This window comes from Streptomyces sp. NPDC046925 (assembly GCF_040644915.1).
Classification (GTDB): Bacteria; Actinomycetota; Actinomycetes; order Streptomycetales; family Streptomycetaceae; genus Streptomyces.
Genome location: NZ_JBEYWZ010000002.1, coordinates 609017 through 632412 on the forward strand (window position 1 = coordinate 609017; position 23396 = coordinate 632412).

Here is a 23396-nt window from a genome sequence, read left to right on the forward strand (position 1 = left end):
TGCGGGCGGGAGCGTGCGCGGCGCGGGGCCGGGACGTGTGCGCCCGGCCCCGCGGACGTTGCCGCACAGTTACTGGGTGCTTCAGAGCCCCTGGGTGCTGGAGATGTCGGGGGCGACCACACCGCTGCCCGCGCCGGGCGCGGCCGAGTCCGTGTCGACCCACTGCTGGGCCTCGCCGAGGTCGTCCAGGACCCCCGCGGCGTGGGCGGGCTCCCTGGTGTCCGCGGTGTCCGCTCCCGGCGGCGGGCTGATCGCGGCGATGACGGCTCCCGCGGCGAAAGTGGCAACGGCCAGTACGCTTCGCTTCTTCATACCGGGGTCAACTCCCGACGCCCGGAAAGGGCACGGCCTGCCCCCGGAGATCACTACAGCGGACGCCTGCGCTTCAGGTCCGGGCCGGGGGTGGCGCACCGGCGCACGACGCCTACGCTGTGCGGATGTTGGTCTACGCCCCCGCGGCGCTCCTCTTTCTCGTCTTCTGTGTGCGCGTGGTGCGCGAGCGCAGGAAGTTCAGCAATGCCGTGATCCTGGGACTCGCCGCGCTCTTCGGTCTCGCAGGGTGGCTGTTCCAACTGGTCAGGTCCGGCTCGGCGTCGGGCGAGGCGGTCGCCTGGACGCTGCTCGTCCTGGGGTCGCTGAGCATCCTCGTACTGACGTGCCTTCTGTTCCTCAACGGCCTGCAGATGGTGCGCAAGGAGGGCAGGAGCCCCGCCAATCTGCTCTCGCTGCTGGCCGCGTTGTGCATCGTGGCCGTCGTGGCGCTGGTGGTCGCGGCCGTGTTCCTGCGGACGCCGGTGTGGGTTGGGGTGGGGACGGCGGCCGGCGGTCTTGCCGTCTATCTCTCGTTCCTGTTCCTGTGCTTCGTCTGCTACGCGTTTCTCTACGGGCGGCTGCGGGTGCACCGCAAGGCCGACTACGTGGTGGTACTCGGCTCGGGTCTGATCGGCGGCTCCAAGGTGCCGCCGCTGCTGGCCAGCCGTCTCAAGCGGGCGCAGTCGGTGCATGCGCGGCTCGCCGAGCGGGGCGAAGCTCCGGTGCTGATCACTTCGGGGGGCCAGGGGCCGGACGAGGATTTGCCGGAGTCCCACGCCATGGCCGAGTACCTGATCGACCGCGGGTTTCCGGCCGCCCTGATCGAGCGGGAGGACCGCTCGACGACGACGGACGAGAACTTGCAGTACAGCAAAGCGATCATGGAGAAGGCGCGACCGGAGTACCGGTGCGTCATCGTCACGAACAACTACCACGCCTTCCGCGCCGCGGTCACCGCCCGGCGGACCGGCATCAACGGCCATGTGGTCGGCTCCCCCACCGCCGCGTACTTCTGGCCCACCGCGACGATCCGCGAGTTCACCGCACTCCTCGTCGCCTACCGCCGCACCAACCTGGCCATCTGCCTGCTGCTGGTCCTGGGCGGGGTGGCTGCCTGGTGGGCACAGCAGTACGGCTCGGGGTGACCGGGGACGGCGAGACTCAGAGGTAGCCGTCGCGCCTCGCGGCCGGGGGGTCGTCGTCATTTGCGGAACCCGAGGGGCCCGGTGGGCAGTCGCCGCCGCCGTCGCCATCGCCATCGCCGGGATCAGGCACAGGCGGGCCGGGAGGATCGAGGTCACCGCCGTTACTGGGCTGCACACGGCGGCTGTCCCGCCACGTGTTGTAAGCGGCCATTCCGGACAGCAGGGTGCCGACGCCGACTCCAAGCCCGGCCAGCGCCCCAATGATCAAGGTCGAATCCTCGACAACTCCCTGGCCTGTCTCGATCGGGCCAGGGTCCGGACGGCCGGCGTCCGAGGGGCGGGGCTCTGGCCTGCCAAGGCCTGGGGGACTTGCAGCCGGTCCGGGCGCGCTCTCGAACGGCGTTGGCAGAGCACCTGTGCCTGCCGCTATCGCTACCCCGCCGATGGCACAGGCCGCCATGGCCGCAGCGAGCCCATGCCGCAGCAGTCGGCGGGGGTGTCGCGTCTTCGCCTGCCTCGCTGCGACACGAGGGTGCCCCTGGCCGCCCACTGCCGGAGCCCGAGCCGCACGGTACGCCGCAAGCGCGGCGCTTTCGCCGGGAAGCTGCTCCGCCCCATGCGATTGCAGTGATTCCAGGGCCAGCAGGCACGCCCTGAGTCTTTCCGACTCCACCTGCAACTCGGGCTCAACCGACGTCACCGACACCTGGCCCTCACCTCCACGCCCTGTCAACGACGCTACCCGGGCGACGTTGCACGTTTCCCGGAAGTTCCGAACAGGCTTTACCACAGAGCGAGTTGCACATCGCCGCAGTTAACGGAGGCTGCACCATCCTCGCGTCCGTCATCGCGCACGAGGCGGCCGGACGCTACGGACGGCGGCGGGGTTTGCCGCGTTTGGGATTCTTTGAGGCTCCGCTCTTCGCGGCGCCGCCTGAGGAGTTCCGCGGGTTCTTGCCGGGCTTGCCCGTCTGCTTGCCCGGCGTGGGCTTGCGGCGGGCTGCTCCCTTGTCCGGGGTTTTGCGCTTCTGCTGGTCCTGGGGCTGGGTGCGGCCCCGGGAGCTGTTCACCGTGCGGCCGCGGACGATGCCGATGAAGTCTTCCACCTGGTCCGTGGTCGCGTCTTCCGGCCATGACAGCGCGACCCGGGATTCGGGGGCCTCGGTGAGCGGGCGGTAGGTGAGGTCCTTGCGGTGGTGCAGGCGGGCGAGGGATTGGGGGACGATCAGGACACCTACGCCTGCGGCCACCAGTTCGATGGCGTCCGCCGTCGTGTCGGGGCGCTCGTTCGCGGGGCGCCCCGGCAGGCCGCTCTGCCAGTCGAGGGTGTCGTCGAGGGGGTGCAGCACGATCTCGTCGGCCAGGTCCTGCGGGGACACCTCGTCGACCGCCGCGACGACGTGGTCCTTGGGGATCACGACGACCGCCGCCTCGGTGTAAAGGGGGATCGCGCTGAGGTCCGTACCGTCGACCGGCAGCCGTACGAAGCCGGCGTCGGCGCCGCGCTGCCGCAGCAGCTCGAACGCCTCGCCGGGGGCAACCGCCACGAGGGTCAGCGGGACGTCGGGAAGGCGCTCGTTCCAGATCCGCACCCACTTGGTGGGCGTCACCCCCGGGACATACGCGAGCCTGAACGAAGGGGTTTCTTGCGAGTCCGTCACTCCGCCAGGTTACCGGTCGTGGTCGGCGGTAGCTCACACGCTCGATACCCTGGTGACCATGACGTCGCACCAGACCACCCAGACCATGAAGCCCGCGACCGCGGCGAAGAAGCTGGGTGTGTACCTCGAGGCCACCCCCGCCGAATTCCAGGAGGGTGTCGTCTCGCGCGCCGAGCTGAACGCCCTGCAGACCGAGCCGCCCGAGTGGCTGCAGGAGCTGCGGCGCAACGGCCCGCACCCCCGGCCGGTCGTCGCGTCCAAGCTCGGTGTGTCCATCGCCGGTCTCGCGCGCGGCGGGGTCACCGAGGCCCTCACCACGGAGCAGATCGACGCGCTGAAGACGGACAACCCGGAGTGGCTGCAGAAGGAGCGCGCCACGCAGGCCGAGGTCCGCAAGGAAACGGTACGCATCAAGGAGAAGCACGCGGCCGAGCAGGAGCGCCGCTCGCGTTCCTGAACCACGCCCGGACCCGAGCCCCCGGCCCTGACACGATCAGCCGGGGGCTCGGTCGTGCGCCGACACTGCTGGTCAGCGGCGCGCGGGCCACGCGCCCACCCCGATGCCCGGCCCCCCCTGCCGGGCACGGCGAAGGCCCCTGAGATCCTGAACGCGTGGTCCTCACCCCCGCCGTCCCGGAACCGATAACCGCCGATCCGCCCGCCGCCGCCTCCACCGAGAACCCGCTGCTCACACAGTCGTGGCTGGACCTGGCCTTCGTACACTGGGCCGTGGACCCCGCGGACGTGGCGCCGCTGCTGCCGGCCGGGACAGTTCCCGACCTGCACGACGGGGCGACCTATGTGGGCCTCGTCGCGTTCCGCATGCACCGGGTCGGCTGGTTCAGGCTGCCCGGCATCCCCTATCTGGGTACGTTTCCCGAGACCAACGTCCGCCTCTATTCCGTGGACGCCCATGGCCGCCGCGGCGTCGTTTTCCGCTCCCTGGACGCCTCGCGCCTGATCCCGGTGGCCGTCGCGCGCGGTGCCTTCCGGCTGCCGTACCAGTGGTCGCGGATGAGCATCCGGCACAGCGGCGACACCGTCACGTACACGAGTGCCCGGCGCTGGCCGGGGCCGCGCGGCGCGCACAGCCGCATCGCCGTCCGGGTGGGCGAGCGGGTCGAGGAGCCCACCGATTTTGAGCACTTCCTGACGGCCCGGTGGGGCATGCACAACACGTTCTTCGGGCGGCAGATGTTCCTGCCGAACGCGCATCCTCGCTGGCCGCTGCACCGGGCCGACCTGATCGAGTGCGACGAGGATCTGGTGGCGGCCGCGGGGCTGCCGCGGCCCGCCGGGGATCCGGTGAGCGTGCTGTACTCGCCGGGGGTTCCGGTCCGGTTCGGGCGGCCGGCCAGGCCCGGCGGCATCCCGACTCCCTGACGGGCGTCACGGGGCACACGGCTGCGTCCGTACGGGCTCACAGCGAGGTCGGTACGACGAACAGGCCCCAGGTGACGAGTGGGCCCACCAGGCTGATGCCGAGGCCCCAGGCCATGAGGCGGCGGAAGACGAAGTCGCGTTGGTCCGCCGGGGTGTTGGCGGTCACCAGTGCTCCGCTGGTGGAGAAAGGCGATGCGTCCACCACGGACGCGGAGATGGCCAGGGCCGTGATGAGCCCGACGGCTCCGACCTCGCCTGCCAGCAGGAAGGGCACGGCCAGCGGGATCAGCGCACCGAGCATGCCGGTGGTCGAGGCGAAGGCGGAGACCAGGGCGCCGATGAGGCAGATCAGCAGGGCGCCGACGAGGGGGGCCTGGATGGAGGCGACCTGTTTGCCGAGGTAGTCGATGGTGCCCATGCGTTCCATCTGGCTGACGTAGGTGACGATGCCGCAGACCAGGAGCACGGTCGACCACGCGCACCGGTCCACGGCGCCGGTGACCGACTTCGGTGAGACGAGGGAGAGGACGACGGTGATGGTGAGCGCCATCAGGCCGACGTCGAGGTCGAAGAAGAGCGCTCCGGCGACGAGGCCGAGCAGCCCGAGGAGGGTGAGCGCGCGGGGGCCGTCGAGGGTGAGCGGTTGCTCCGGAGCGGCCGTGGAGGTGACGGTCGCGACGGCGCGGGTACGCCGGGGTGCGCCGCCCGCCTCGACCAGCTCTCCGCCGGACGGCGGCGGAACTTCGCGCCGCTGGCTGCCGCCGCTCCCGCCACCACCGTCACTCTTGGTCTCCGCGCGTTGCCCGAGCAACTGCCGACCGCCGAAGGCGAAGAAGACGATGACGCAGAGCATCACGTTGAACAGGAACGAGGCGGTGAACAGCAGGGCCGGGTTGCCCGGAAGGTGGTTCCGCTCGACCACGTTGTTGGTGATGCTGCCGAACACGCCGATCGGCGAGAAGCCTCCCGCGCTGGCGCCGTTGGCGATGAGCAGACCCATGAGCACGGGGTTGATGCCGTAGGCGGCGGCGAAACCGAGACCGATGGGGGCGACGATACCGACCGCCGCCGGGGTGACCGCGCCGACCGCGGTGAGTAGGGCGGTGACGAGGAACATGACCCAGGGGATCAGGGCGATCCGGCCGCGCACCGCTTTGACCGCGGCGTTGACGAGCCAGTCCACGGTGCCGTTGTTCTTCGCTATGGCGAACAGAAGTGTGACGCCGACGAGGACGACGAAGAGGTCGCCGGGGAAGCCGGAGAAGAGGTCGTCCGTGGACTCGTCCGCCACGGTGGAGCCGACGATGAATGCGGCCACGATGGCCAGCGCTCCGAGGTGGACGGCGGAGAAGGTGGCGATGGCGAAGACAAGGACCAGGGCGATGATGGAGATGACTTGATCTGACACGAGGGCTCCCTTGCCGTCGGCCGATGGTCATGTCGCGATGCGCCGGGGCGCGTGTCGAGAGGTGCGCGCGGCGCCGGGGAGTGCGCGGTGCTTGAGGGCGCGCACGGACGTCCCCTGTGGGCGGAGGGTGCTCAGGGGTCCAGGGGAGATGATTGATTCCGTCTGGCGGAATTCAGCTTTCGCAATGGGGAGTATTGGAGCGGGCTTCCCCGGACGTCAAGGGGCGTGCCCGGATGCGTTGCGCGGGCGGTTTCCGCTAGCCACCGATCGCGGGACCGGCCGCAGGACCGCCCGCGCCACCCTGCCGCTGGTGCCCCAGAGCCGCGCTGACCTGCCGCGCCGTCTCGCTGACCAGCGCTCCGTACTCGGCGCTGGCCTCGGGTGTCATCCGGCTCGTCGGCATGTTGACGCTGATGCTCGCGACCGGCGTCCCCGACTCGTCCCACACGGCGGCGGCGACCGCCGAGACGTCGTCGCGCCACTCACCGCCGTTGGTGGCGTACCCCCGCTCCCTGATCCGCGCGAGTTCGGCAAGGAGCCGTTCCTTGTCCGTGATGGTCGAGCCCGTGAACCCCTCGAGTCCTAGGTCCAGTTGACGCTCGACGGTCTGCGCGGGGCTCGCCGCGAGAACCGCCTTGCCGTTCGCGGAGGCATGGATGGGCAGTTGGGTGCCGAGGGCCAGGATGATCCGTACCGGCTTGGTGGTCTCCAGGCGCTCGATCAGGACCACCCGGTCGCCGTCCGGGACGGTCAGGTGAACCGTCTCGTCGATGCGCCGTCGCAGCTCTTCCATCAGCGGCACGGCGACGTCGCGCAGGCTCAACTCCCCCGTGGCACGGCGCCCGACCTGCAATGCCTTGGTGGTCACGACCCAGCGGGTGACCTCTCCCCCGGCCGGGCGGATCCAGCCCGCCTCATGCAGCGTGCGCAGGGCGCGCTGCGCCGAACTCTTGGGCAGCTCCAGGCCGCGGGCCAGGTCGGCGACCCCGATCGGCTGCCGCGCGGCGACCTCTTCGAGCACCCGAAGTGCGTTGAGAACGCTCTGCATCCGTTGACTCCCCACGCACTCGGCCCTATGCTCCCCGTGCCACCTTACGACACACCGTGCCACAATGCGGCACGCTTTTCAAGGGAGTTGGCCACAGTGACCTACCGATCCGGGCGGCACTTCCTGCAGATACCGGGCCCCACCAACGTCCCCGACCAGGTCCTCCGCGCCATCTCGGCACCGACCATCGACCACCGGGGCCCCGAATTCGCCGCTCTGACCACGGAGTTGCTCGAAGCGCTGAAGCCGGTATTCGGCACCACCGGCCCCGTCGTGGTCTTCCCCGGCTCCGGCACCGGCGCCTGGGAAGCGGCCCTGGTCAACACGCTCAGCACCGGCGACCGCGTACTGCACGTGGAGACCGGCCACTTCGCCACGCTCTGGCAGCAGATGGCCGCCGACCTCGGGCTCCTGGTCGATTTCGTGCCCGGCGACTGGCGCCACGGCGCATCGCCCGAGGCCGTCGCCGAGCAGCTCACGGCCGACAGCGCTCGTACGATCAAGGCCGTCTGTGTGGTGCACAACGAGACGTCGACCGGCGTGACCAGCCGGATCCCCGAGATCAGACGGGCGATGGACGCCACGGGACACCCGGCGCTGCTGCTCGTCGACACGATCTCCTCGCTGGGATCGATCGACTACCGGCACGACGAATGGGGCGTCGACGTCACGATCGCCGGGTCCCAGAAGGGGCTGATGCTCCCGCCGGGCCTCGGCTTCAACGCCGTGAGCGAGAAGGCCCTCGCCGCCTCCCGTACCGCGCGGCTGCGCACCTCCTACTGGAACTGGCAGCCCTACATCGAGGCCAACCGGCGCGGCTTCTTCCCCTACACCCCCGCCACCAACCTCCTCTACGGCCTCGCCGAAGCCCTGCGGATGCTGCGCACGGAGGGACTTCCCTCGGTCTTCGCCCGGCACGACCGGCATGCGGCCGCGACCCGGGCCGCCGTGCGCGGCTGGGGACTCGAGGTGCTGTGCGCCGACGAGCGCGAGTACTCGTCCTCGCTGACCGCGGTGCTCATGCCCGAGGACCAGGACGCCGACAAGGTACGCAAAATCATCCTGGAGCGGTTCGACATGTCCCTGGGCGCGGGCCTCGGCAGGCTCGCCGGACGGGTGTTCCGCATCGGCCACCTCGGAGATCTGAGCGACCTGACGCTCGCGGGCACGCTCGCCGGGGTGCAGATGGGCCTGCAGCTTGCCGGTGTGCGCATCGATCCCCGCGGCCTCACCGATGCCCTGGACATCCTGCGCGCCGAGTGACGGCGGCCGGGCGCCCGCCGAACTCCCCATCCTGCCGAGGAGGCTGCCGAGCATGACCGTAACCGAGGGCGAGAGCCCCGCGCACGAAGACGCCGAGAGCCGGGATCAGGCCCGCGGTCTCGAACAGGACCTCGTCAGGGATCTCGACGGAGAGGTCCAGTTCGACGACTACACCAGGCACTTGTTCGCCAGGGACGCGAGCATGTACGCCATCACGCCGATGGGCGTGGTCTTCCCCCGGCACGCCGACGACGTCGCCGCTGCGGTCGCGGCGGCGGCCGCCCACCGGGTGCCCGTCGTGCCGCGCGGGGCCGGGACCAGCCTGGCGGGCCAGACCGTGGGGCCCGGTCTGGTCCTGGATCTGTCCCGGCACATGAACCGCATCGTGGAGCTCGATCCGGACAGCGGTACGGCCCTGGTCGAGGCCGGTGTCGTACAGGACCAGCTCAATCGCGCCGCGAGCCCGTGGGGGCTGATGTTCGGCCCGGACACCTCGACCAGCAACCGCGCCACCATCGGCGGGATGATCGGCAACAACTCGGCCGGCAGCGGTTCGGTGCGCTACGGCATGACCATCGACCATGTCCGCGCACTCGATGTGGTACTCGCGGAAGGCAGCCGGACCAGCTTCGGCCGGGTCGACGAGGCCGAACGCGCCCGCCGCGCGAAGCAGTCGACGCTCGAAGGCGCCCTCTACCGGGAGCTGCCCGAGATCGTCCGGGCCAATGCCGCGGCCATCGCCGAGGGCTTCCCCGAGCACTGGCGCCGCGCCTGCGGCTACCGCCTGGACCGCCTCGCCCGCGAGGACGCCCCCTTCGACCTGGCCAAGTTCGTCGTCGGCTCGGAGGGCACCCTGGCCGTCGCCACGCGCGCCCTCGTCGACCTGGTGCCCAAGCCGAGCCGCACGGTGATCGCCGTCGGCCACTTCACCTCCGTGGCCGGGGCCATCGCGGGCACGCAGGACGCGCTGGCCTGCGATCCGGCCGCCGTGGAGCTGATGGACCGTACGATCCTCGATCTGTCCCGGCGCAAGATCGAGTACGCGGCGCTCGGCGACATCCTCGAAGGGGAGCCCGAAGCGCTGCTCTTCGTCTCCTTCACCGGCGACGACGAGGCCGAACTCCTGGAGCGGATGCGGCAGCTGACCCAGCTGTGGTCGCGCCACGGGCACGGCTACCACACCCTCCAGGCGATCACCCCGGCCCAGCAGTCGTCCCTCCTGAAGGTCCGCAAGGCCGGGCTCGGTCTGCTGATGGCGGCCAGCGAGGGCACCAAACGCCCGCTCGCCTTCGTCGAGGACACCGCCGTCGACCCGGTGCATCTGGCCGACTACACCCGCAGGTTCAAGGACGTCCTCGACCGGCACGGCATGACGGCCGGGTTCTACGGCCACTGCTCGGTCGGCTGTCTGCACATCCGGCCCTATCTCGACCTCACGGACCCCGCCGACATCGGCCGGATGCGCGCGGTCGCCGGGGAGGTCAAGGATCTGGTCGCCGAATACGGCGGGGTCAACTCCAGCGAGCACGGCGACGGTCTGGCACGCAGCGAGTTCAACCGGGAGATCTTCGGCGAGCAGCTGTACGAGGCGATGCGCCGGGTCAAGCGGCTCTTCGACCCCGACGGCATCCTCAACCCCGGCAAGATCGTGGATGCGGCGCCGATGACGGAGAACCTGCGCGACGCGGCGCTGCCGCCCGCCGAGCCGCTGCGCACCCGGCTGTCCTTCGAGGTCGTGGGCGGCGGCGGCATGCGCGCCGCGGCCGACCGGTGCATGAACATCGGCCTGTGCCGCAAATCCGGCAGCGGCGCCATGTGCCCCTCGTACATGGCCACCCGCAAGGAGGAGGACTCCACCCGCGGCCGGGCGGGAGCCCTGGTCAAGGCGCTGTCCGAGCCCGACCCGAAGGCCGCGCTCGGGGACGAGCGGCTGCACGAGATCCTCGACCTGTGCCTGATGTGCAAGGCGTGCAAGAGCGAATGTCCGCTCGGCGTCGACATGGCCACCCTCAAGAGCGAGACCCTCTCGCACTACCACGACACCCATGGCGTGCCGCTGCGCTCACGCCTGTTCGGTGCGATCCGGCTCCTGAACCGCCTGGGCTCGGCGACCGCCCCGCTGTCCAACCTGCCGGGACGCGTCGCTCCGGTGCGCCGCCTCATGGACCGCCTGGCCGGTATCGCCCCGCAGCGACCGCTGCCGGTGTTCGTGCGGCGCAATCTGCTGCGCTGGTTCCGGCGCCGCAAGCCCGGCGGGTTCCCCGTCACCCGGGGCACCGTCACCTATCTCGCCGACTCCTTCACCACGTACACCGAACCGGGCATCGGCCGGGCGGCCATCGAACTGCTGGAACGGGCGGGGTGGCGGGTGCGCCTGGAGAGCGGGGGCTGCTGCGGCCGCTCCAGCCTCTCCAAGGGCCTTGTCGACGACGCGAAGAACAAGGCGCGCCGGCTCGCCCGCACCCTGCGCGATTCGACCGAGCCGGGATCGCCGATCGTGGGCTGCGAACCCTCGTGTCTGATGACCCTGCGCGACGAACACCGGGCGCTGCTGCCCGACGACACCGCGGTCAAGGACGTCGCCGGAAGGGTGCGCCAGGTCGAGGAGCTGCTCATGGAGGCCGTCGACGACGGGCGGCTGAAGCTGCGCGAGGACTCCTGGCTGGCCGGGCGCAAGCTGCTCTACCACGGTCACTGCCACCAGAAGGCGGAGGTGGGCACGGCCGCGACCGTCGCGCTCCTGAAGCGGATTCCCGGCGTGTCGGTGTCCGAACTGGACGCCGGGTGCTGCGGGATGGCCGGGTCATTCGGCTTCGAGTCCGAGCACTACGAGGTGTCGATGACGGTCGGCGAGGACCGGCTGTTTCCCGCGATCAAGGCGGCGGACGGCGACACGGTCGTGGTCGCCACGGGCGTCTCCTGCCGCCAGCAGATCTTTCACGGGACCGAGCGCGACGCCTGGCATCCGGTGCAGTTGCTGCGGGAGGCGGTGGAACCGGCCTGAGCGCGGGAGCGGCCGTGGTCCCGGAACCGTCTGAGCCCGAAAGCGGCCGTGGTGCCGGAGCACCACGGCCGCCCTCGCGCTCGGCAGGCTCACGCAGCCGCTGTGGAGCCGCCCGCCCCCGTCTCGTGGTGGATGGGCATCGCGGCTCCGGTCAGCGGCACACCCGTACCGCCGCGCCGCGACGCGACGATCTCCGCGGCGATGGACAGAGCGGTCTCCTCCGGTGTGCGCGCCCCGAGGTCGAGCCCTATCGGGGAGTGCAGCAGCGCCAACTCCTCCTCGCTGACGCCCACTTCACGCAGCCGGCGGTTGCGGTCCTCGTGGGTGCGGCGCGAGCCCATCGCACCGACGAACGCGACCGGCAGACGCAGGGCCACCTCCAGCAACGGGATGTCGAACTTGGCGTCATGGGTGAGTACGCACAAGACCGTGCGCCCGTCGGTGGCGGTGTCCCTCAGATAGCGGTGCGGCCAGTCGACCACGATGTCGTCGGCGCCCGGGAAGCGGGCCCGGGTGGCGAAGACGGGCCGGGCGTCGCACACCGTCACGTGGTAGCCGAGGAACTTGCCCGTGCGCACCAGGGCCGCCGCGAAGTCGATCGCACCGAAGACGATCATGCGGGGCGGGGGCACGCTCGACTCCACGAACAGCGTCAGCGGCTCCCCGCAGCGTGATCCGCTCTCCGAGACGGTGAACTCGCCGGTGCGGCCCGCGTCCAGCATCGCGCGGGTCTCCCCCACCACCGTCCGGTCGAGGTCCGGGTGCCCGTCCAGACTGCCCTCGTACGAGCCGTCGGGGTGGACGAGCACGACCCTGCCCAGGAGATCGGCCGGGCCGGTGGCCACGCGGGCGAGCGCCGCCGCCTTCCCGCTCGCGGCGGCCTTGAGGGCCGCCGCGAAGACCTGCCGGTCCGGTGCGTCCGTGCCCAGCGGCGTGACCAGGACCTCCAGCTCGCCGCCGCAGGTCAGGCCGACCGCGAAGGCGTCCTCGTCGCTGTACCCGAAGCGCTCGCGCACGACTTGGCCGTCCTGGAGAGCCTGGACGCACAGGTCGTAGACCGCGCCTTCCACGCAGCCGCCGGAGACCGAGCCGATGGCCGTGCCCTGGCTGTCCACGGCCAGGGCCGCGCCGGGATCGCGCGGGGCGCTGCCGCCGACCGTCACGACGGTGGCGACGGCGAAGGCCCGGCCCTCCTCGACCCAGCGGTCGAGCGCCTCGGCGATGTCAAGCATCCAGGGCTCCTCCCGCGTTCAGGACACGGTCGGGCCGGATCGGCAGGTTCCGGTGGCGTACCCCGGTGGCGTGCCAGACCGCGTTGGCGATGGCCGCTGCGGCGCCCACGATGCCGATCTCGCCGATGCCCTTGATGTTGACGGGGTCGTCCGCGTCCGTGTCCTCCACCCAGTCCGCCTCGATGACCGGCACGTCGGCGTTGGCGGCGAAGTGGTAGCCCGCGAAGTCGGCGCCGACGTGGCCGCCGGTCGCCTGGTCCCGGTGGGCCTCCTCGTGCAGGGCCATGGACAGGCCCCAGGTCATCCCGCCGACGAACTGGCTGCGTGCGGTCAGCGGGTTGACGATCTTGCCGGCGGCGAAGACGCCGAGCATCCGCCGTACCCGCACCTCGCCGGTGGTGACATCGACGGCGACCTCCGCGAACTGCGCCCCGAAGGAGTGTCGTTCCTTCTGGGCCAGGGCGCCGACGGCCGCACTGGTGTCGGAGCGCACGGTGATTCCCTGCGGCGGGATGTCGCCGCCCAGGGCCAGTTGCTCGCGCAGTTCGGCCACCGCTGCCCGGACCGCCCAGCCCCAGGAGCGGGTTCCCATCGAGCCGCCGGAGATCGCCGCCGGGCCGAAGTCGCTGTCACCGATGCGCACGTGGACGCGTTCGCGGGGCACCTCGAGGGCTTCCGCGGCGATCAGGGTCAGTGCGGTCCGCGCGCCCGTGCCGACGTCCGCGGCGTTGATCCGCACGGTGAAGGTGCCGTCGGCCTCCGCGGTGGCGGCCGCCGTGGACGGCGCGACGATCACCGGGAAGGTGGCGGACGCCGTGCCCGTGCCAAGGAGCCAGCGCCCTTCGCGCCGCACGCCGGGTCGCGGGTCCCGGTCCGCCCAGCCGAAGCGGCGGGCGCCCTCCTCATAGGCGGCAAGGAGATTGCGGCTGGCGAACGGCAGCCCGGAGACGGGGCCCACGTCCGGTTCGTTGCGCACGCGCAGCGCGATCGGGTCGACGCCGCACTGCTCGGCGAGTTCGTCGAGGGCGGACTCCAGGGCGAAGGAGCCCGGAGCCTCACCGGGCGCGCGCATGAACGTCGGTGTCGGCACGTCGAGACGCACCACGCGGTTGACGCTGCGGTGGGCGTCGGAGGCGTACATCGGACGCCCGAACCCGGCGCTCGTCTCGACGAACTCATGGACCGTCGAGGTGAGGCTGTGCGCCTGGTGATCGACGGCACGCAGCCGCCCGTCGGCGTCGGCGCCCAGGCGCACACGCTGAGCGGTGGGGCTGCGGTAGCCGGTGAGCGAGAACAGCTGGCGCCGGGTGATGACGACCCTGACCGGACGGTCGAGCTGGGTCGCGGCCATCACGGCGAGGATCTGGTGCACGCGCACGCCCTTGGAGCCGAAGGCTCCGCCGATGTGCTCGGAGCGCACCCGGACCGAGGCCGGGTCCAGGGAGAACAGCTTCGCCAGCTCGTCGGCGACCCAGCCGCTGCCCTGGTTGGAATCGACGACTTCGAGGCGTCCGCTGTCCCAGCGCGCCATCGCGGCGTGCGGTTCCATCGAGCTGTGGTGCTCTTCGGGGGTGGTGTACTCCTGGTCCACGACGTGCGTGGACGCGGCCAGTTCGGCCTCCAGGTCGCCCTTCTCCATCAGCATGCCGTCGCCCTCGGGCATGTACGTGCCCGGGTGCGCGGAGCTGAACGCCACGTCGTGCGTCTCCTCCTCGTAGCGCACCACCATGGCCTCGGCGGCCTCGCGTGCCTGCTCGGAGGACTCGGCGACGACCAGGGCCACCGGCCAGCCGACGAAGGGGATTCGGTCGTGCTGGAAGACCTCGACGATCGGGTCGGGCTTGCCGAGCATGCTGACGTAGTCACTGTCGACACGCGGCGCGTTGCCGTGGTGCAGGACGGCCAGGACGCCGGGCATCTTGCGCACCGGGTCGGACTCGACCGAGACGATCCGGCCGCGGGCGATCGTGGAGAGGACCAGCCAGCCGTGTGCGAGCTCGGCGTAGGGGACCTCGCCCGCGTACCGGGCCGCGCCGGTGACCTTGTCCCGGCCTTCCACACGGGTGTACGAGACACCGGGGGCGCCCGTCGCCGCGGGGGACGTGGTCGTCGTGGTCCGCGCCGTCATCGGCCGGCCTCCTCGGTGAGCTCGGTCAGCAGGGCGACGACGAGGTTGCGCATCAGCGTGACCTTGTAGCCGTTGTCGGGCAGTGCCTCGGCGGCGGCCAGTTCGGCGTCCGCGGCGGCGGCGAAGGCTTCGGCGGTCGCGGGACCGCCGGTCAGGGCCTGCTCGGCCGCGCGGGCACGCCACGGCCGCGAGGCCACCGCGCCGAAGGCCAGGCGCACTTCGCGTACGACACCGTCCTGGACGTCGAGCGCGGCGGCGATCGAGCCGATCGCGAAGGCGTACGACGCGCGCTCGCGCACCTTGCGGTAGCGGGAGTGGGCGGCGACGGGGGCGGGCGGCAGGGTGATGCCGGTGATCAGCGCGCCGGAGGGCAGCGCGGTCTCCAGGTGCGGGGTGCTCCCCACGGCCAGGTAGAAGTCCGCGAGCGGCAGTTCACCGGTGCCCTCCGCCGTCTCGTAGGAGATGACGGCGTCGAAGGCGGCGAGCGCCACCCCCATGTCGGAGGGGTGCACGGCCACGCAGTGCTCGCTGGCACCGAGGATGGCGTGGTTGTGGTGCTCGCCTCCGACGGCGGGGCAACCGCTGCCGGGTTCGCGTTTGTTGCAGGGTTTGGACAGGTCGGCGAAGTAGCCGCAGCGGGTGCGCTGGAGCAGGTTGCCGCCGACGGTGGCCATGTTGCGCAGTTGGCCCGACGCTCCGGCCAGGACGGCTTCGGCAAGGGCGGGGTAGCGGCGGCGCACTTCGGGGTCGACCGCGAGGTCGCTGTTGGTGACGGTCGCGCCGATGCGCAGACCGCCGTCGTCGGTGACCTCGATGCGGTCGAGGGGCAACTCGCGTACGTCGACGAGCAGTCCGGGCCGCTCCACGCCGGTCTTCATCAGGTCGACGAGGTTCGTGCCGCCGCCCAGGACGCGTGCGTCGGGGTCGGCGCCCAGGAGCGCGACCGCACCGGAGACGTCGATGGCCCGCTCGTATCCGAATTCCCTCATGCCACGGCCTCCGTACCCTCGGTCTTGGCGGCGGCCGCCTGCGCGACCGCCTGGACGATCGACACATACGCGCCGCAGCGGCACAGGTTGCCGCTCATGCGTTCGCGGATCTCGTCCGCGCTCAACTCGGGCACGCCCGCTTCGGGCCGCACGTCGGTGGTGGCGGCGCTGGGCCAGCCCGCCGCGTGCTCCTCGATGACCGCGATGGCCGAACAGACCTGGCCCGGTGTGCAGTAGCCGCACTGGTAGCCGTCGAGGTCGAGGAACGCCTGCTGCACCGGGTGCAGTTGCTCTCCCTGTGCCACGCCCTCGATGGTGGTGATCTCGCGTCCCTCGGAGGCGACGGCCAGTTGCAGGCAGGAGACGGCGCGGCGGCCGTCGATCAGGACCGTGCAGGCGCCGCACTGTCCTTGGTCGCAGCCCTTCTTGGTGCCGGTCAGATCGAGGCGCTCGCGCAGGGCGTCGAGCAGGGTGGTGCGGTGGTCGACGGGCAGCGTGTGCTTTTCGCCGTTGATGTTCAGGGTGATGGCGCTGGACGTCGATAGGGCCACGATCAGCCTTCTTTCGCTTCTGTCAGCTCGTGTCACGTGCGAGGGGGGAGCTTCGTGGGGGTGGCCCCGGCGCGGAATCCGTGTCGGGGTGGCGCTGTGCGTGAGGGGGTCGGCTCGGGGCACCCGCGGCATGTGCGGAGGGGGCGCTCGGTGCACGGCGATCGCGACCGACCATCCCCACCGGCGGCGTCTGCCGGTATGGTGACCCTAAGCGGACAGCTGTCCGTTAGCTTCAAAACTTAACGGACAGTTGTCCGCTTAGCAAGGGCGCCCCACGATTCCCGGGAGGAGGACGAGTGCACCCCAAGAAGGACGCGCTGCGCTCGGACGCGCAACGGAATCGCGAACGCATCCTGGAAGTCGCCCTGGCCGAGCTGACCTGCTCGGCGGATGCCCCGCTCAGCGCCATCGCCAAGAAGGCCGGGGTCGGGCAGGGCACGTTCTACCGCAACTTCCCCAACCGCGAGGCCCTCGTCCTCGAGGTCTACCGCTACGAGGTGCAGCAGGTCGCCGACACCGCCTGCCAGCTGCTCCAGACCCGACCGCCCGACCAGGCCCTGCGGGAGTGGATGGACCGTCTGGCGCAGTACGCCATGGCCAAGGCGGGCCTGGCCGACGCGATGCGCAAGGCGACCAGCACCCGGGGCACGCTGGCCGGCGTGGGGCACGGCCCGGTGACCGCCGCCGTCACCCTCCTCCTGAAGGCGAACGAGGAAGCCGGCACCATCCGCCCCGGCCTCACCCCCGACGACTTCCTGCTCGCCATCGCGGGCCTGTGGCAGATCGACCCGCACGGCGACTGGCAGACACGCTCCGGACGCCTCCTCGACCTGGTCATGGACGGACTGCGCGCGGGAGCACCCCGCTGACCCGAGCCGCCGCCTGTTCCGCGCGCCCCGGCCGGCACCCGGCGCGTATCACGCTGTGAACCCTCGGCCCCCGCTTGCACCCGCCATGACAGAATCTCGCCTTGAACAGCGGCGATGAGGGTGTGAGCGCAGTGACACGGCGGACCAGGACCGGCACATGGGACCGTTTCTTGGCATCGGACCCGGGGCTCCTGCGACTGATGGCGGGGCTGCGGACGGTCGGCGCGATCGCACTGACGCTCGTCGTTCTCGCGCTGCTCGGCACCGACGTCACCCACATGGTCGCGGGCGCCATGACCGCGATGGTCTCCACCTTCGCCATCAAGGAGAAGGAGGTCCGCAGCCAGGCGATCACGGTCGCGCTCGGGCTGCCCGTCGCGATCGCGGCGATCTCCCTGGGGGCGCTCCTGAGCGATCAGGTCATCGCGGGCGACATCTTCTTCGTCGCGCTGATCTTCGGCGCCGTCTACAGCCGCCGGTTCGGCGACCGGGGCACGGCGCTCGGCCTGATCGGCTTTCAGGTCTACTTCGTCTCGCTGTTCGTGGGCGCCACCACCTCCGCCCTGCCCAGCCTGTATCTGGCCCTCGCCGTCGCCTTCGCGTGCAGCGCCGTCGTACGGTTCGCCGTCGTACCGGAGACGCCGGGGCGTGATCTGGGGCGGCTGCGCGTCGCCTTCCGGGCACGGCTCGCGCAACTGGTGGCCACGCAGACGGAGCTCCTCGACGCCACGCCCGAGCAGTTGGAGAAGGTGCTCGGCGAGCTGCGGCGGGGCACCTCACGGCTGCACGAGACCGCCCTGATGATCCAGGGCCGCCTGGAGGAAGGCACTCCGGACGCGGCGACGGCGACCCTGGTCCAACGGCGTGTGGCGGACGCGGAGATCGCGGCCGAACGTCTCGGCGTGCTCCTCCTGAACGCGCGCAGCGCCGAACGCGCGGACACCCTCACCCTGCATCTGCCGCACGCGCCCGTACCGGCGACGGGCACCCGCATCCGCGCCGAGGACGACGCGACGGTCACCCTGCGCCGCGATCTGAACGCGCTGCACCTGCTGGTCGGCCGCCCGGTCGCCGACGACCGGGGCACGGCCCTGGCCCATGTGCGCAACAGGCTGCTCGGCTACCGCGACGAGGACAATCTGCCGCGGGCCTCACTGGCCGTCCAGGACGTGTTCCGCGGCATCGGTGAGGCCGCACGCGCCGTGCTCGGCCTGCGGCTCGCCCTCGACGGACCGCAGGACGAGTCCGACGACTCACCGGCGACGACCCGCTCCCGCGAGGAGTTCGACGCCGAGGACATCGCGATCGCCGGCGCCGAGGAGGCCGCCGAATCCGAGGAGGACGACCGCACCGGCCTGCGCCGCCCCACCACCAGGGCCGCCTTCCAGGTCGCGGTGGGCTCGACCCTGGCCATCATCGGCGGCGAGTTCCTCTCCACCCAGCGCTGGTACTGGGCGGTGCTCACCTGCTGGGTCGTCTTCCTCAACACCGCCTCCACGGGCGAGATCCTGGTCAAGGGATACCGGCGGCTCCTGGGCACGGTGCTCGGGGTGGTCGCGGGGGTGGCGCTCGCGGGTCTGGTCGGCAATCACACCTGGGTGGCGTTCGCGCTCGTCCTGCTCTTCATCTTCGCGATGTTCTTCACCGCTCCCCTGTCGTACGCGCTGATGTCCTTCTTCGTCACGGCGATGCTGGGCCTGCTCTACACGCTTCTGAACACCTACAGCCTCGCCGTCCTGTGGCTGCGCATCGAGGAGACGGCGCTGGGCGCCGCCTGCGGCATCATCGCGGCGGTCCTCGTGCTGCCGGTGCACACCGACCGCCGTACCGACGAGCTCTTGAACACGGTCCTGACACGGCTCTCCGACGTCATCTCCGCGTCCGTCGAACAGCTCAGCGGCGGCCCGGCGGCCGACCTCCTGGACAAGGCGCGGGACCTGGACACCGCGCTCGACGATCTGCGCGCCTCCATCCAGCCGTTGACCCACCCCATCACCCCGCTGCGCGGGCGCCGCCGCACCGCCCGCTATCTGGTGGCCCTTCTGGAGACCTGCGCCTACCACGCCCGTTCCCTGGCGGCGACGGCCGAACTCGTGCCCTTCAGCAAGAACGTCGCGGCCGATCCGCGTCTGGAGCGGGCGGGTCGGCGCATCGCCCGCAACATCGAGGTCATCAGCGAGTACGTGGACGACGACAAGGCCACGGGTGAGGTCGAGTCGGGTGCCAGCATCGCCTCGATGCTGGAGGCCGAGGGCTCCGGCGCCCCGCGCACGGGCACGGTCACCTACCGCGTCCTGCGCCATCTGCAGCGCCTCGACGAGGGTGTGGTGGGTCTGGCCCGCCCCCTCGACGTGCCGGTCGCGGGCCGGGGCCGGGCGGCGAGCAGGGCCCCGCAGCTCTGATTCCGCCGCCGGTGGCGGGCCAGTCCGGCGCCGGTCACCTCGCCACGGCGTTCCTGGGGGCCTGCGCCGTCGCGAGCCGCAGGTGCCGTCCGCGCACCGCGGTGCGGTGGCCGGAGACCGCGGGGTGGGTCAGGGTCAGGAACCAGGAGTCCAGCGGGGCGTACAGTCCGCAGGCCGCGGCGGCGTGACGGCACGCGCGCAGCCCGTCGACGCTGACGATCCACCGGGGCCTGGCCACGACGGTGACGGAGCGCACCCAGCGGTGCGCCTCGGTCAGGTCGTCGGTCTGCATGGCGACCAGCCTGCGCGGGGAGATGACGGTCGAGAGGGAGCGGGCGATGTCGCTGTCGTCGGGCAGCAGTGCCACCGGCTCCCCGTCGAGATGGATCAGATCGACGAGCTCGATATAGGGACGGCCGCGGTGAACGGCGGACAGGCGTCCGGCCGGGGTACAGGCCAGCAGCTCCCGGCATTCTTGTTCCGTCAGCTCACTGCGTTCACGTCCGTCCATGTCCCGGCTCCCCCGGCGGGATGCCCGCTCGGCGGGCAGGCTTCACTTCACAGGTGTGAGCTACCGCCGGGGGCTCGGGCGGACCCCCGGACGGAGGGGTGTCAACTCCCCCCTGCCGAGGGTCCTTTGACTGTCGTACGACTGGGACGCGGACGCAATACGCCGCGTGGCGGCTCTGAACGGAGTCCGAATGTCGCCGCCCCGGGGCCTCCACCGGGGCAGCGCGTCATGTGTCAGACCAGCAGTTGTGTGCGCAGCCGTTCGATCAGGAGGTCGTCGACGCCGAGTTGTCTGACCGCGTAGTCGTGCACCGAGCCGTAGGAGGCGGCCAGGTCGGACAGGAACAGACGCATGATCTCCTCGGGGGCCCGACCGTAGCCGGGCCAGTGCAGGGTCCGGTCCGGATGGGTCGCCTTCCAGTCGGCGACAAGCCGGTCGGTGGCCAATTCCGTGAGCGCGAAGTCCGCGGCGATGTCGTCCTCGTCCACGCCTAGGAGCGAGAGGACGAGTGCCGCGAGCAGCCCGGTGCGGTCCTTGCCCGATGCGCAGTGAAAGACCTGCGGGGCGCTGCCGGACGCGATGGTCTCCAGAGCCTGGTGGAGCTCCTTGGTGCCGTCGACGGCGACCTCCGCGTACCGGTCGGCGAGATGGCGCCAGGGGTCGGTCCCGGGGTCGATCTCCGCCTGGTCGTAGGGGCGGTGCTCGACGCTGAGGTTGATGTAGGCGAGCCCTTCCGCTTCGGGCACCCGCCCCTTGGATTCGATCTCCCAGGGGTAGCGCAGGTCGATCACCGTGCGCACGCCCAGCGAGAGGAAGCGGTCCCAGTCGGCTCCTTGCAGCTTGGCCAGTGAGTCGGAGCGGTACAGGCGTCCCCAGCGCACCGTGCGGCCGTCGGCGGTCCGATAGCCGCCCAGGTCCCGGAAGTTGTGCAGGCGCTCGAAGTCTATGTGTCGTCTCACCTGCCGGATCTTATGTGGTCGGGCGTCAGCGCAACCGGCGCCGGCAGGGGCCGTCACTGCGCTCGCCGGAGGCGAGAATCTCCCGCAGGAACGCTGCCGCCTCCCGCAGCGGTCGCGGCGTGCCGGACCGTTCGAGCAGGCGGGCCGCCGTCCGTTCCAGCGTCTGCGTCGTGCGTACGGACCCGATGCGAGCGACGCCTGGCGCGAGCGCGGCGATCAGATCCTCCGCCTCTCGCCAGGCCCCGGCTCGGGCCAGGACCGAGAGGAGCTTCGCGGCGAACAGGTCGCGGTAGGAGGGGCCCGGCGCGGCGACCGCCTCGTACAGCAGGGGAACGGCCTTGTCCCACTGGTGCAGTCGGGCATGCACCCAGCCCTGGTGGCCGAGCAGTTCGGTCCGGTCGATCCACCAGGCCCAGGGCGGATCGCGGCGCGAGACACCGTCCAGGAACAGGCCCCGGGCGCGGGACATCAGATCCAGGGCGTCCCGGCTCCCGCCCAGCATGGCGGTCGCGTGTGCCTTTCGGATCGCGACGAGGCTGCCGACCCTGGCGGGGAGGGCCCGCGTCCCGCGCACGCGTGCCGCTGCCTCCAACGCGGTGCGCGGGGCCCCCGTATGGGCCTGGAGCATGCTGTCGTTCAGGAGCACGAAGCGTGCCGTCCAGCGATCGCCGCCGAGCTCGGCCAGGTCCAGGGCGCGGGTGTTCATCCGGTGGGCCGCGCGGTAGAAGCCCGCGTCGAAGAGGATCCACCCGATGACTTCGCCCAGTTCGGCGAGTGCGGCGAGGCGGTCGCTGTCCTGGCCCCGGAGGGACCCGGCCGCGGCGGACAGCTCCGGGACGCGCCGCACGGCCTCGCGTACGGCGGGCATCGCGGAGGTCGCGCCGGACGTGGCGTCGACGGCCACGAGGCGTGCGACGTCCGCGTGCAGTTCGGCTGCGCCACGACGGTCTATCGGTACACCTCGGCGGTGTGCGAGCGGCCGATGTCGCGGACGATCTCCAGGGCGAGGACGCGGTCGAAGTGGGCGAACGTCTCGAACTTGGCGCCGCCCGGCACGTCCGCGGCCGCGTCCAGCTCGTCGAGGAGCCGGAGCACGGCCGGGGTGTCGAGACCGTTCTCCAGCGCGGCCATCGCCCTTCGCACGAACTCGGCGGGCATCGGCTTGGACGGCTCGTCGGCCCAGGCAGCCACCTTCTTGCGCCAGTCGGCCAGCTTCTCGCCGCTCGCGTCGAGGGCTTTCTCGCCGATGTCGACGGGCTGGTGGTGCGGGTGGCCGAGCAGGAGCAGCCGCAGGGCGAGCGGGTCCCGGTCCGTGTCGTGGACCTCGCGTCCCCCGGTGACGACCTCGCCGATCTGCAGGGTCAGGCCGTCCTTGCCCTCGTACGTGCGGCTGGTGAGGTGCACGGCCGGCGGACCGCCGAGGGCTTCGGTGATCTCGTCCGGGGTGCCGTGGGCGTCGGCCGGGCGGATACCGGCTCCATCAGCCGATGCCGCCGGCGGGCAGGTCCACCCGACGAGCACGGTACGGCCGCGCAGTTCGGCGACGCGGGACAGGACGTCCGCGACGAGAAGCACGCGCAGGCCCGTCGGGCCGTCGGCGGCGTCGGGGTCGTGGGCCGACGGCGCGTGGGCGCACATCCGCAGCGGTCCGAACCCGGCCAGATCGTCAACGATGCTCAGCACACCACAGAGACTAGGCGCACCGCCCCGCGATGACACCCGGCGACAGCGGCCGGGCGGGCGACGACTCCCCCGCCCGGCCGCTCCCCCTCATGCGCTTACGCCGGTCCGACCCCGCCCGTGCAGGCCGCCCCAGGTTCCGGAGTCTGCTCGCCCTGGACGTACTTGCCGAGGAACTGCTCGACGCGGGGGTCCGACGCCTTCTCCACGGTGAGCTGGCGGCCCCACGCGGTGAGCGTGAGGGCGCCCTTCTGCTCCTTGACCGGGCTCATCAGCGTGTAGGGCGTCGTGCTGACCTTCTGGCTCAGCTTCTTTATGTCGCCGGCCGACGCCTTGTCGTTGTACGTGATCCAGACGGCGCCGTGCTCCAGCGAGTGGACGGCGTTCTCCTCGCCCAGCGGCTTGTCGTACACATCGCCCTGGCAGTTGGCCCACGCCTGGCTGTGATCGCCGCCCGCCGGCGGGGTCATCGGATAGTCGACGGTCTTCGTGACGTGGTTGCGCCCGAGCTTCTTCGCGTCCCACGACTTCTCGCCCTTGACCGGCGCCTGCGCGACGGCCTCTTCCTTGTCCTTCTTCTCCGACGCGTCGAGCAGGACGTACGAGCCGAATCCGGCGAGCCCGGCCAGTACGGCCACGCCCGCGGTGATGGCGATGACGCGGTTGCGGCGGTCTCGCGCCTGCTCGGCGCGGCGCTGCTCCTGGATGCGGGCCTTGCGTGCGGCGGACGTTGCGGCCGACTTGCCTGTCTTGGAGGTGCCCATGGTCCGGGGATGTCCTTGTCCCCGCCGTGCCCGGGGCACGGCGGTGGTGATGGTGTGTGAGGTGATCGGCGCGAGCGCGAAGGCCGG

General features: G+C 71.4%; 20 protein-coding genes. 7 read left to right on the top strand and 13 right to left on the bottom strand.

Going from position 1 to position 23396, the window contains the following annotated elements:
* Nucleotides 1–81: 81 nt before the first annotated feature.
* Nucleotides 82–312: a hypothetical protein gene (locus tag ABZ906_RS09140; RefSeq protein ID WP_361190437.1), complete on the bottom strand. Its 231-nt coding sequence runs from the start codon at nucleotides 310–312 to the stop codon at nucleotides 82–84.
* A 125-nt stretch (nucleotides 313–437) separates the two neighbouring features.
* Here ABZ906_RS09140 and ABZ906_RS09145 point away from each other — a divergent pair, with 125 nt between their 5' ends.
* On the top strand, nucleotides 438–1457 hold the full coding sequence (locus ABZ906_RS09145; RefSeq protein WP_361379468.1) for a YdcF family protein: 1020 nt from the start codon (nucleotides 438–440) through the stop codon (nucleotides 1455–1457).
* An 869-nt stretch (nucleotides 1458–2326) separates the two neighbouring features.
* Here the strand turns inward: ABZ906_RS09145 and ABZ906_RS09150 are convergent.
* Nucleotides 2327–3118 (bottom strand): LysR family substrate-binding domain-containing protein, encoded by a 792-nt coding sequence (locus ABZ906_RS09150; protein WP_361379471.1) that lies wholly within the window; start codon nucleotides 3116–3118, stop codon nucleotides 2327–2329.
* Nucleotides 3119–3176: 58 nt separating this feature from the next.
* Here ABZ906_RS09150 and ABZ906_RS09155 point away from each other — a divergent pair, with 58 nt between their 5' ends.
* Complete coding sequence (locus ABZ906_RS09155; protein ID WP_361190445.1) at nucleotides 3177–3575, top strand: DUF5997 family protein; 399 nt, start codon at nucleotides 3177–3179, stop codon at nucleotides 3573–3575.
* 155 nt (nucleotides 3576–3730) lie between these two features.
* Nucleotides 3731–4501: a DUF2071 domain-containing protein gene (locus tag ABZ906_RS09160; RefSeq protein ID WP_361379474.1), complete on the top strand. Its 771-nt coding sequence runs from the start codon at nucleotides 3731–3733 to the stop codon at nucleotides 4499–4501.
* A 37-nt stretch (nucleotides 4502–4538) separates the two neighbouring features.
* On the opposite strand, the gene ABZ906_RS09165 is transcribed toward ABZ906_RS09160, so the two are convergent.
* Nucleotides 4539–5909, bottom strand: coding sequence for an SLC13 family permease (locus ABZ906_RS09165; RefSeq protein WP_361379477.1), 1371 nt, complete (start codon nucleotides 5907–5909; stop codon nucleotides 4539–4541).
* A gap of 256 nt (nucleotides 5910–6165) precedes the next feature.
* The gene (locus tag ABZ906_RS09170; RefSeq protein ID WP_361379480.1) at nucleotides 6166–6957 is read right to left on the bottom strand and encodes an IclR family transcriptional regulator; all 792 of its coding nucleotides are present in this window, start codon (nucleotides 6955–6957) and stop codon (nucleotides 6166–6168) included.
* A 96-nt stretch (nucleotides 6958–7053) separates the two neighbouring features.
* On the opposite strand from ABZ906_RS09170, the gene ABZ906_RS09175 reads away from it, so the two are divergent.
* Nucleotides 7054–8220 carry an aminotransferase class V-fold PLP-dependent enzyme gene (locus ABZ906_RS09175; RefSeq protein ID WP_361379483.1) on the top strand — a complete coding sequence of 389 codons (1167 nt, stop codon included), beginning with the start codon at nucleotides 7054–7056 and terminating at the stop codon, nucleotides 8218–8220.
* A gap of 52 nt (nucleotides 8221–8272) precedes the next feature.
* Nucleotides 8273–11224: an FAD-linked oxidase C-terminal domain-containing protein gene (locus ABZ906_RS09180; protein ID WP_361379486.1), complete on the top strand. Its 2952-nt coding sequence runs from the start codon at nucleotides 8273–8275 to the stop codon at nucleotides 11222–11224.
* 89 nt (nucleotides 11225–11313) lie between these two features.
* Here ABZ906_RS09180 and ABZ906_RS09185 read toward each other — a convergent pair whose 3' ends face one another.
* The 4 genes from ABZ906_RS09185 to ABZ906_RS09200 are packed head-to-tail and all read right to left on the bottom strand — an operon-like array spanning nucleotide 11314 to nucleotide 16124.
* Nucleotides 11314–12456 carry an XdhC family protein gene (locus ABZ906_RS09185; RefSeq protein WP_361379489.1) on the bottom strand — a complete coding sequence of 381 codons (1143 nt, stop codon included), beginning with the start codon at nucleotides 12454–12456 and terminating at the stop codon, nucleotides 11314–11316.
* A complete protein-coding gene (locus ABZ906_RS09190; protein WP_361379492.1) occupies nucleotides 12449–14584 on the bottom strand; it encodes a xanthine dehydrogenase family protein molybdopterin-binding subunit in 2136 nt (711 codons plus the stop codon). Before ABZ906_RS09190 ends, ABZ906_RS09185 begins: the two co-directional genes overlap by 8 nt.
* Nucleotides 14581–15573, bottom strand: a complete 993-nt coding sequence (locus tag ABZ906_RS09195) for a xanthine dehydrogenase family protein subunit M (RefSeq protein WP_361379495.1) — start codon at nucleotides 15571–15573, stop codon at nucleotides 14581–14583. The genes ABZ906_RS09190 and ABZ906_RS09195 overlap by 4 nt, the downstream gene beginning before the upstream one ends.
* Nucleotides 15570–16124: a 2Fe-2S iron-sulfur cluster-binding protein gene (locus tag ABZ906_RS09200; protein WP_361190470.1), complete on the bottom strand. Its 555-nt coding sequence runs from the start codon at nucleotides 16122–16124 to the stop codon at nucleotides 15570–15572. Before ABZ906_RS09200 ends, ABZ906_RS09195 begins: the two co-directional genes overlap by 4 nt.
* A 296-nt stretch (nucleotides 16125–16420) precedes the next feature.
* Between ABZ906_RS09200 and ABZ906_RS09205 the strand changes: the two genes are divergently transcribed.
* Nucleotides 16421–16993 (top strand): TetR/AcrR family transcriptional regulator, encoded by a 573-nt coding sequence (locus ABZ906_RS09205; protein WP_361190473.1) that lies wholly within the window; start codon nucleotides 16421–16423, stop codon nucleotides 16991–16993.
* A gap of 200 nt (nucleotides 16994–17193) precedes the next feature.
* On the top strand, nucleotides 17194–19395 hold the full coding sequence (locus tag ABZ906_RS09210; RefSeq protein ID WP_361381353.1) for an FUSC family protein: 2202 nt from the start codon (nucleotides 17194–17196) through the stop codon (nucleotides 19393–19395).
* A gap of 34 nt (nucleotides 19396–19429) precedes the next feature.
* Here ABZ906_RS09210 and ABZ906_RS09215 read toward each other — a convergent pair whose 3' ends face one another.
* The 5 genes from ABZ906_RS09215 to ABZ906_RS09235 all read right to left on the bottom strand — a co-directional run bounded on the left by ABZ906_RS09215 (nucleotide 19430) and on the right by ABZ906_RS09235 (nucleotide 23309).
* Nucleotides 19430–19906: a hypothetical protein gene (locus ABZ906_RS09215; protein ID WP_361190475.1), complete on the bottom strand. Its 477-nt coding sequence runs from the start codon at nucleotides 19904–19906 to the stop codon at nucleotides 19430–19432.
* 233 nt (nucleotides 19907–20139) lie between these two features.
* The gene (locus tag ABZ906_RS09220; protein WP_361379497.1) at nucleotides 20140–20865 is read right to left on the bottom strand and encodes a tyrosine-protein phosphatase; all 726 of its coding nucleotides are present in this window, start codon (nucleotides 20863–20865) and stop codon (nucleotides 20140–20142) included.
* A gap of 25 nt (nucleotides 20866–20890) precedes the next feature.
* Entirely contained in the window at nucleotides 20891–21769 is an 879-nt protein-coding gene (locus tag ABZ906_RS09225) for a DNA-binding protein (protein ID WP_361379500.1), read from the bottom strand.
* 44 nt (nucleotides 21770–21813) lie between these two features.
* On the bottom strand, nucleotides 21814–22548 hold the full coding sequence (locus ABZ906_RS09230; protein WP_361379503.1) for a hypothetical protein: 735 nt from the start codon (nucleotides 22546–22548) through the stop codon (nucleotides 21814–21816).
* Nucleotides 22549–22643: 95 nt separating this feature from the next.
* A complete protein-coding gene (locus ABZ906_RS09235; protein WP_361379506.1) occupies nucleotides 22644–23309 on the bottom strand; it encodes a DUF3105 domain-containing protein in 666 nt (221 codons plus the stop codon).
* Nucleotides 23310–23396: the final 87 nt, after the last annotated feature.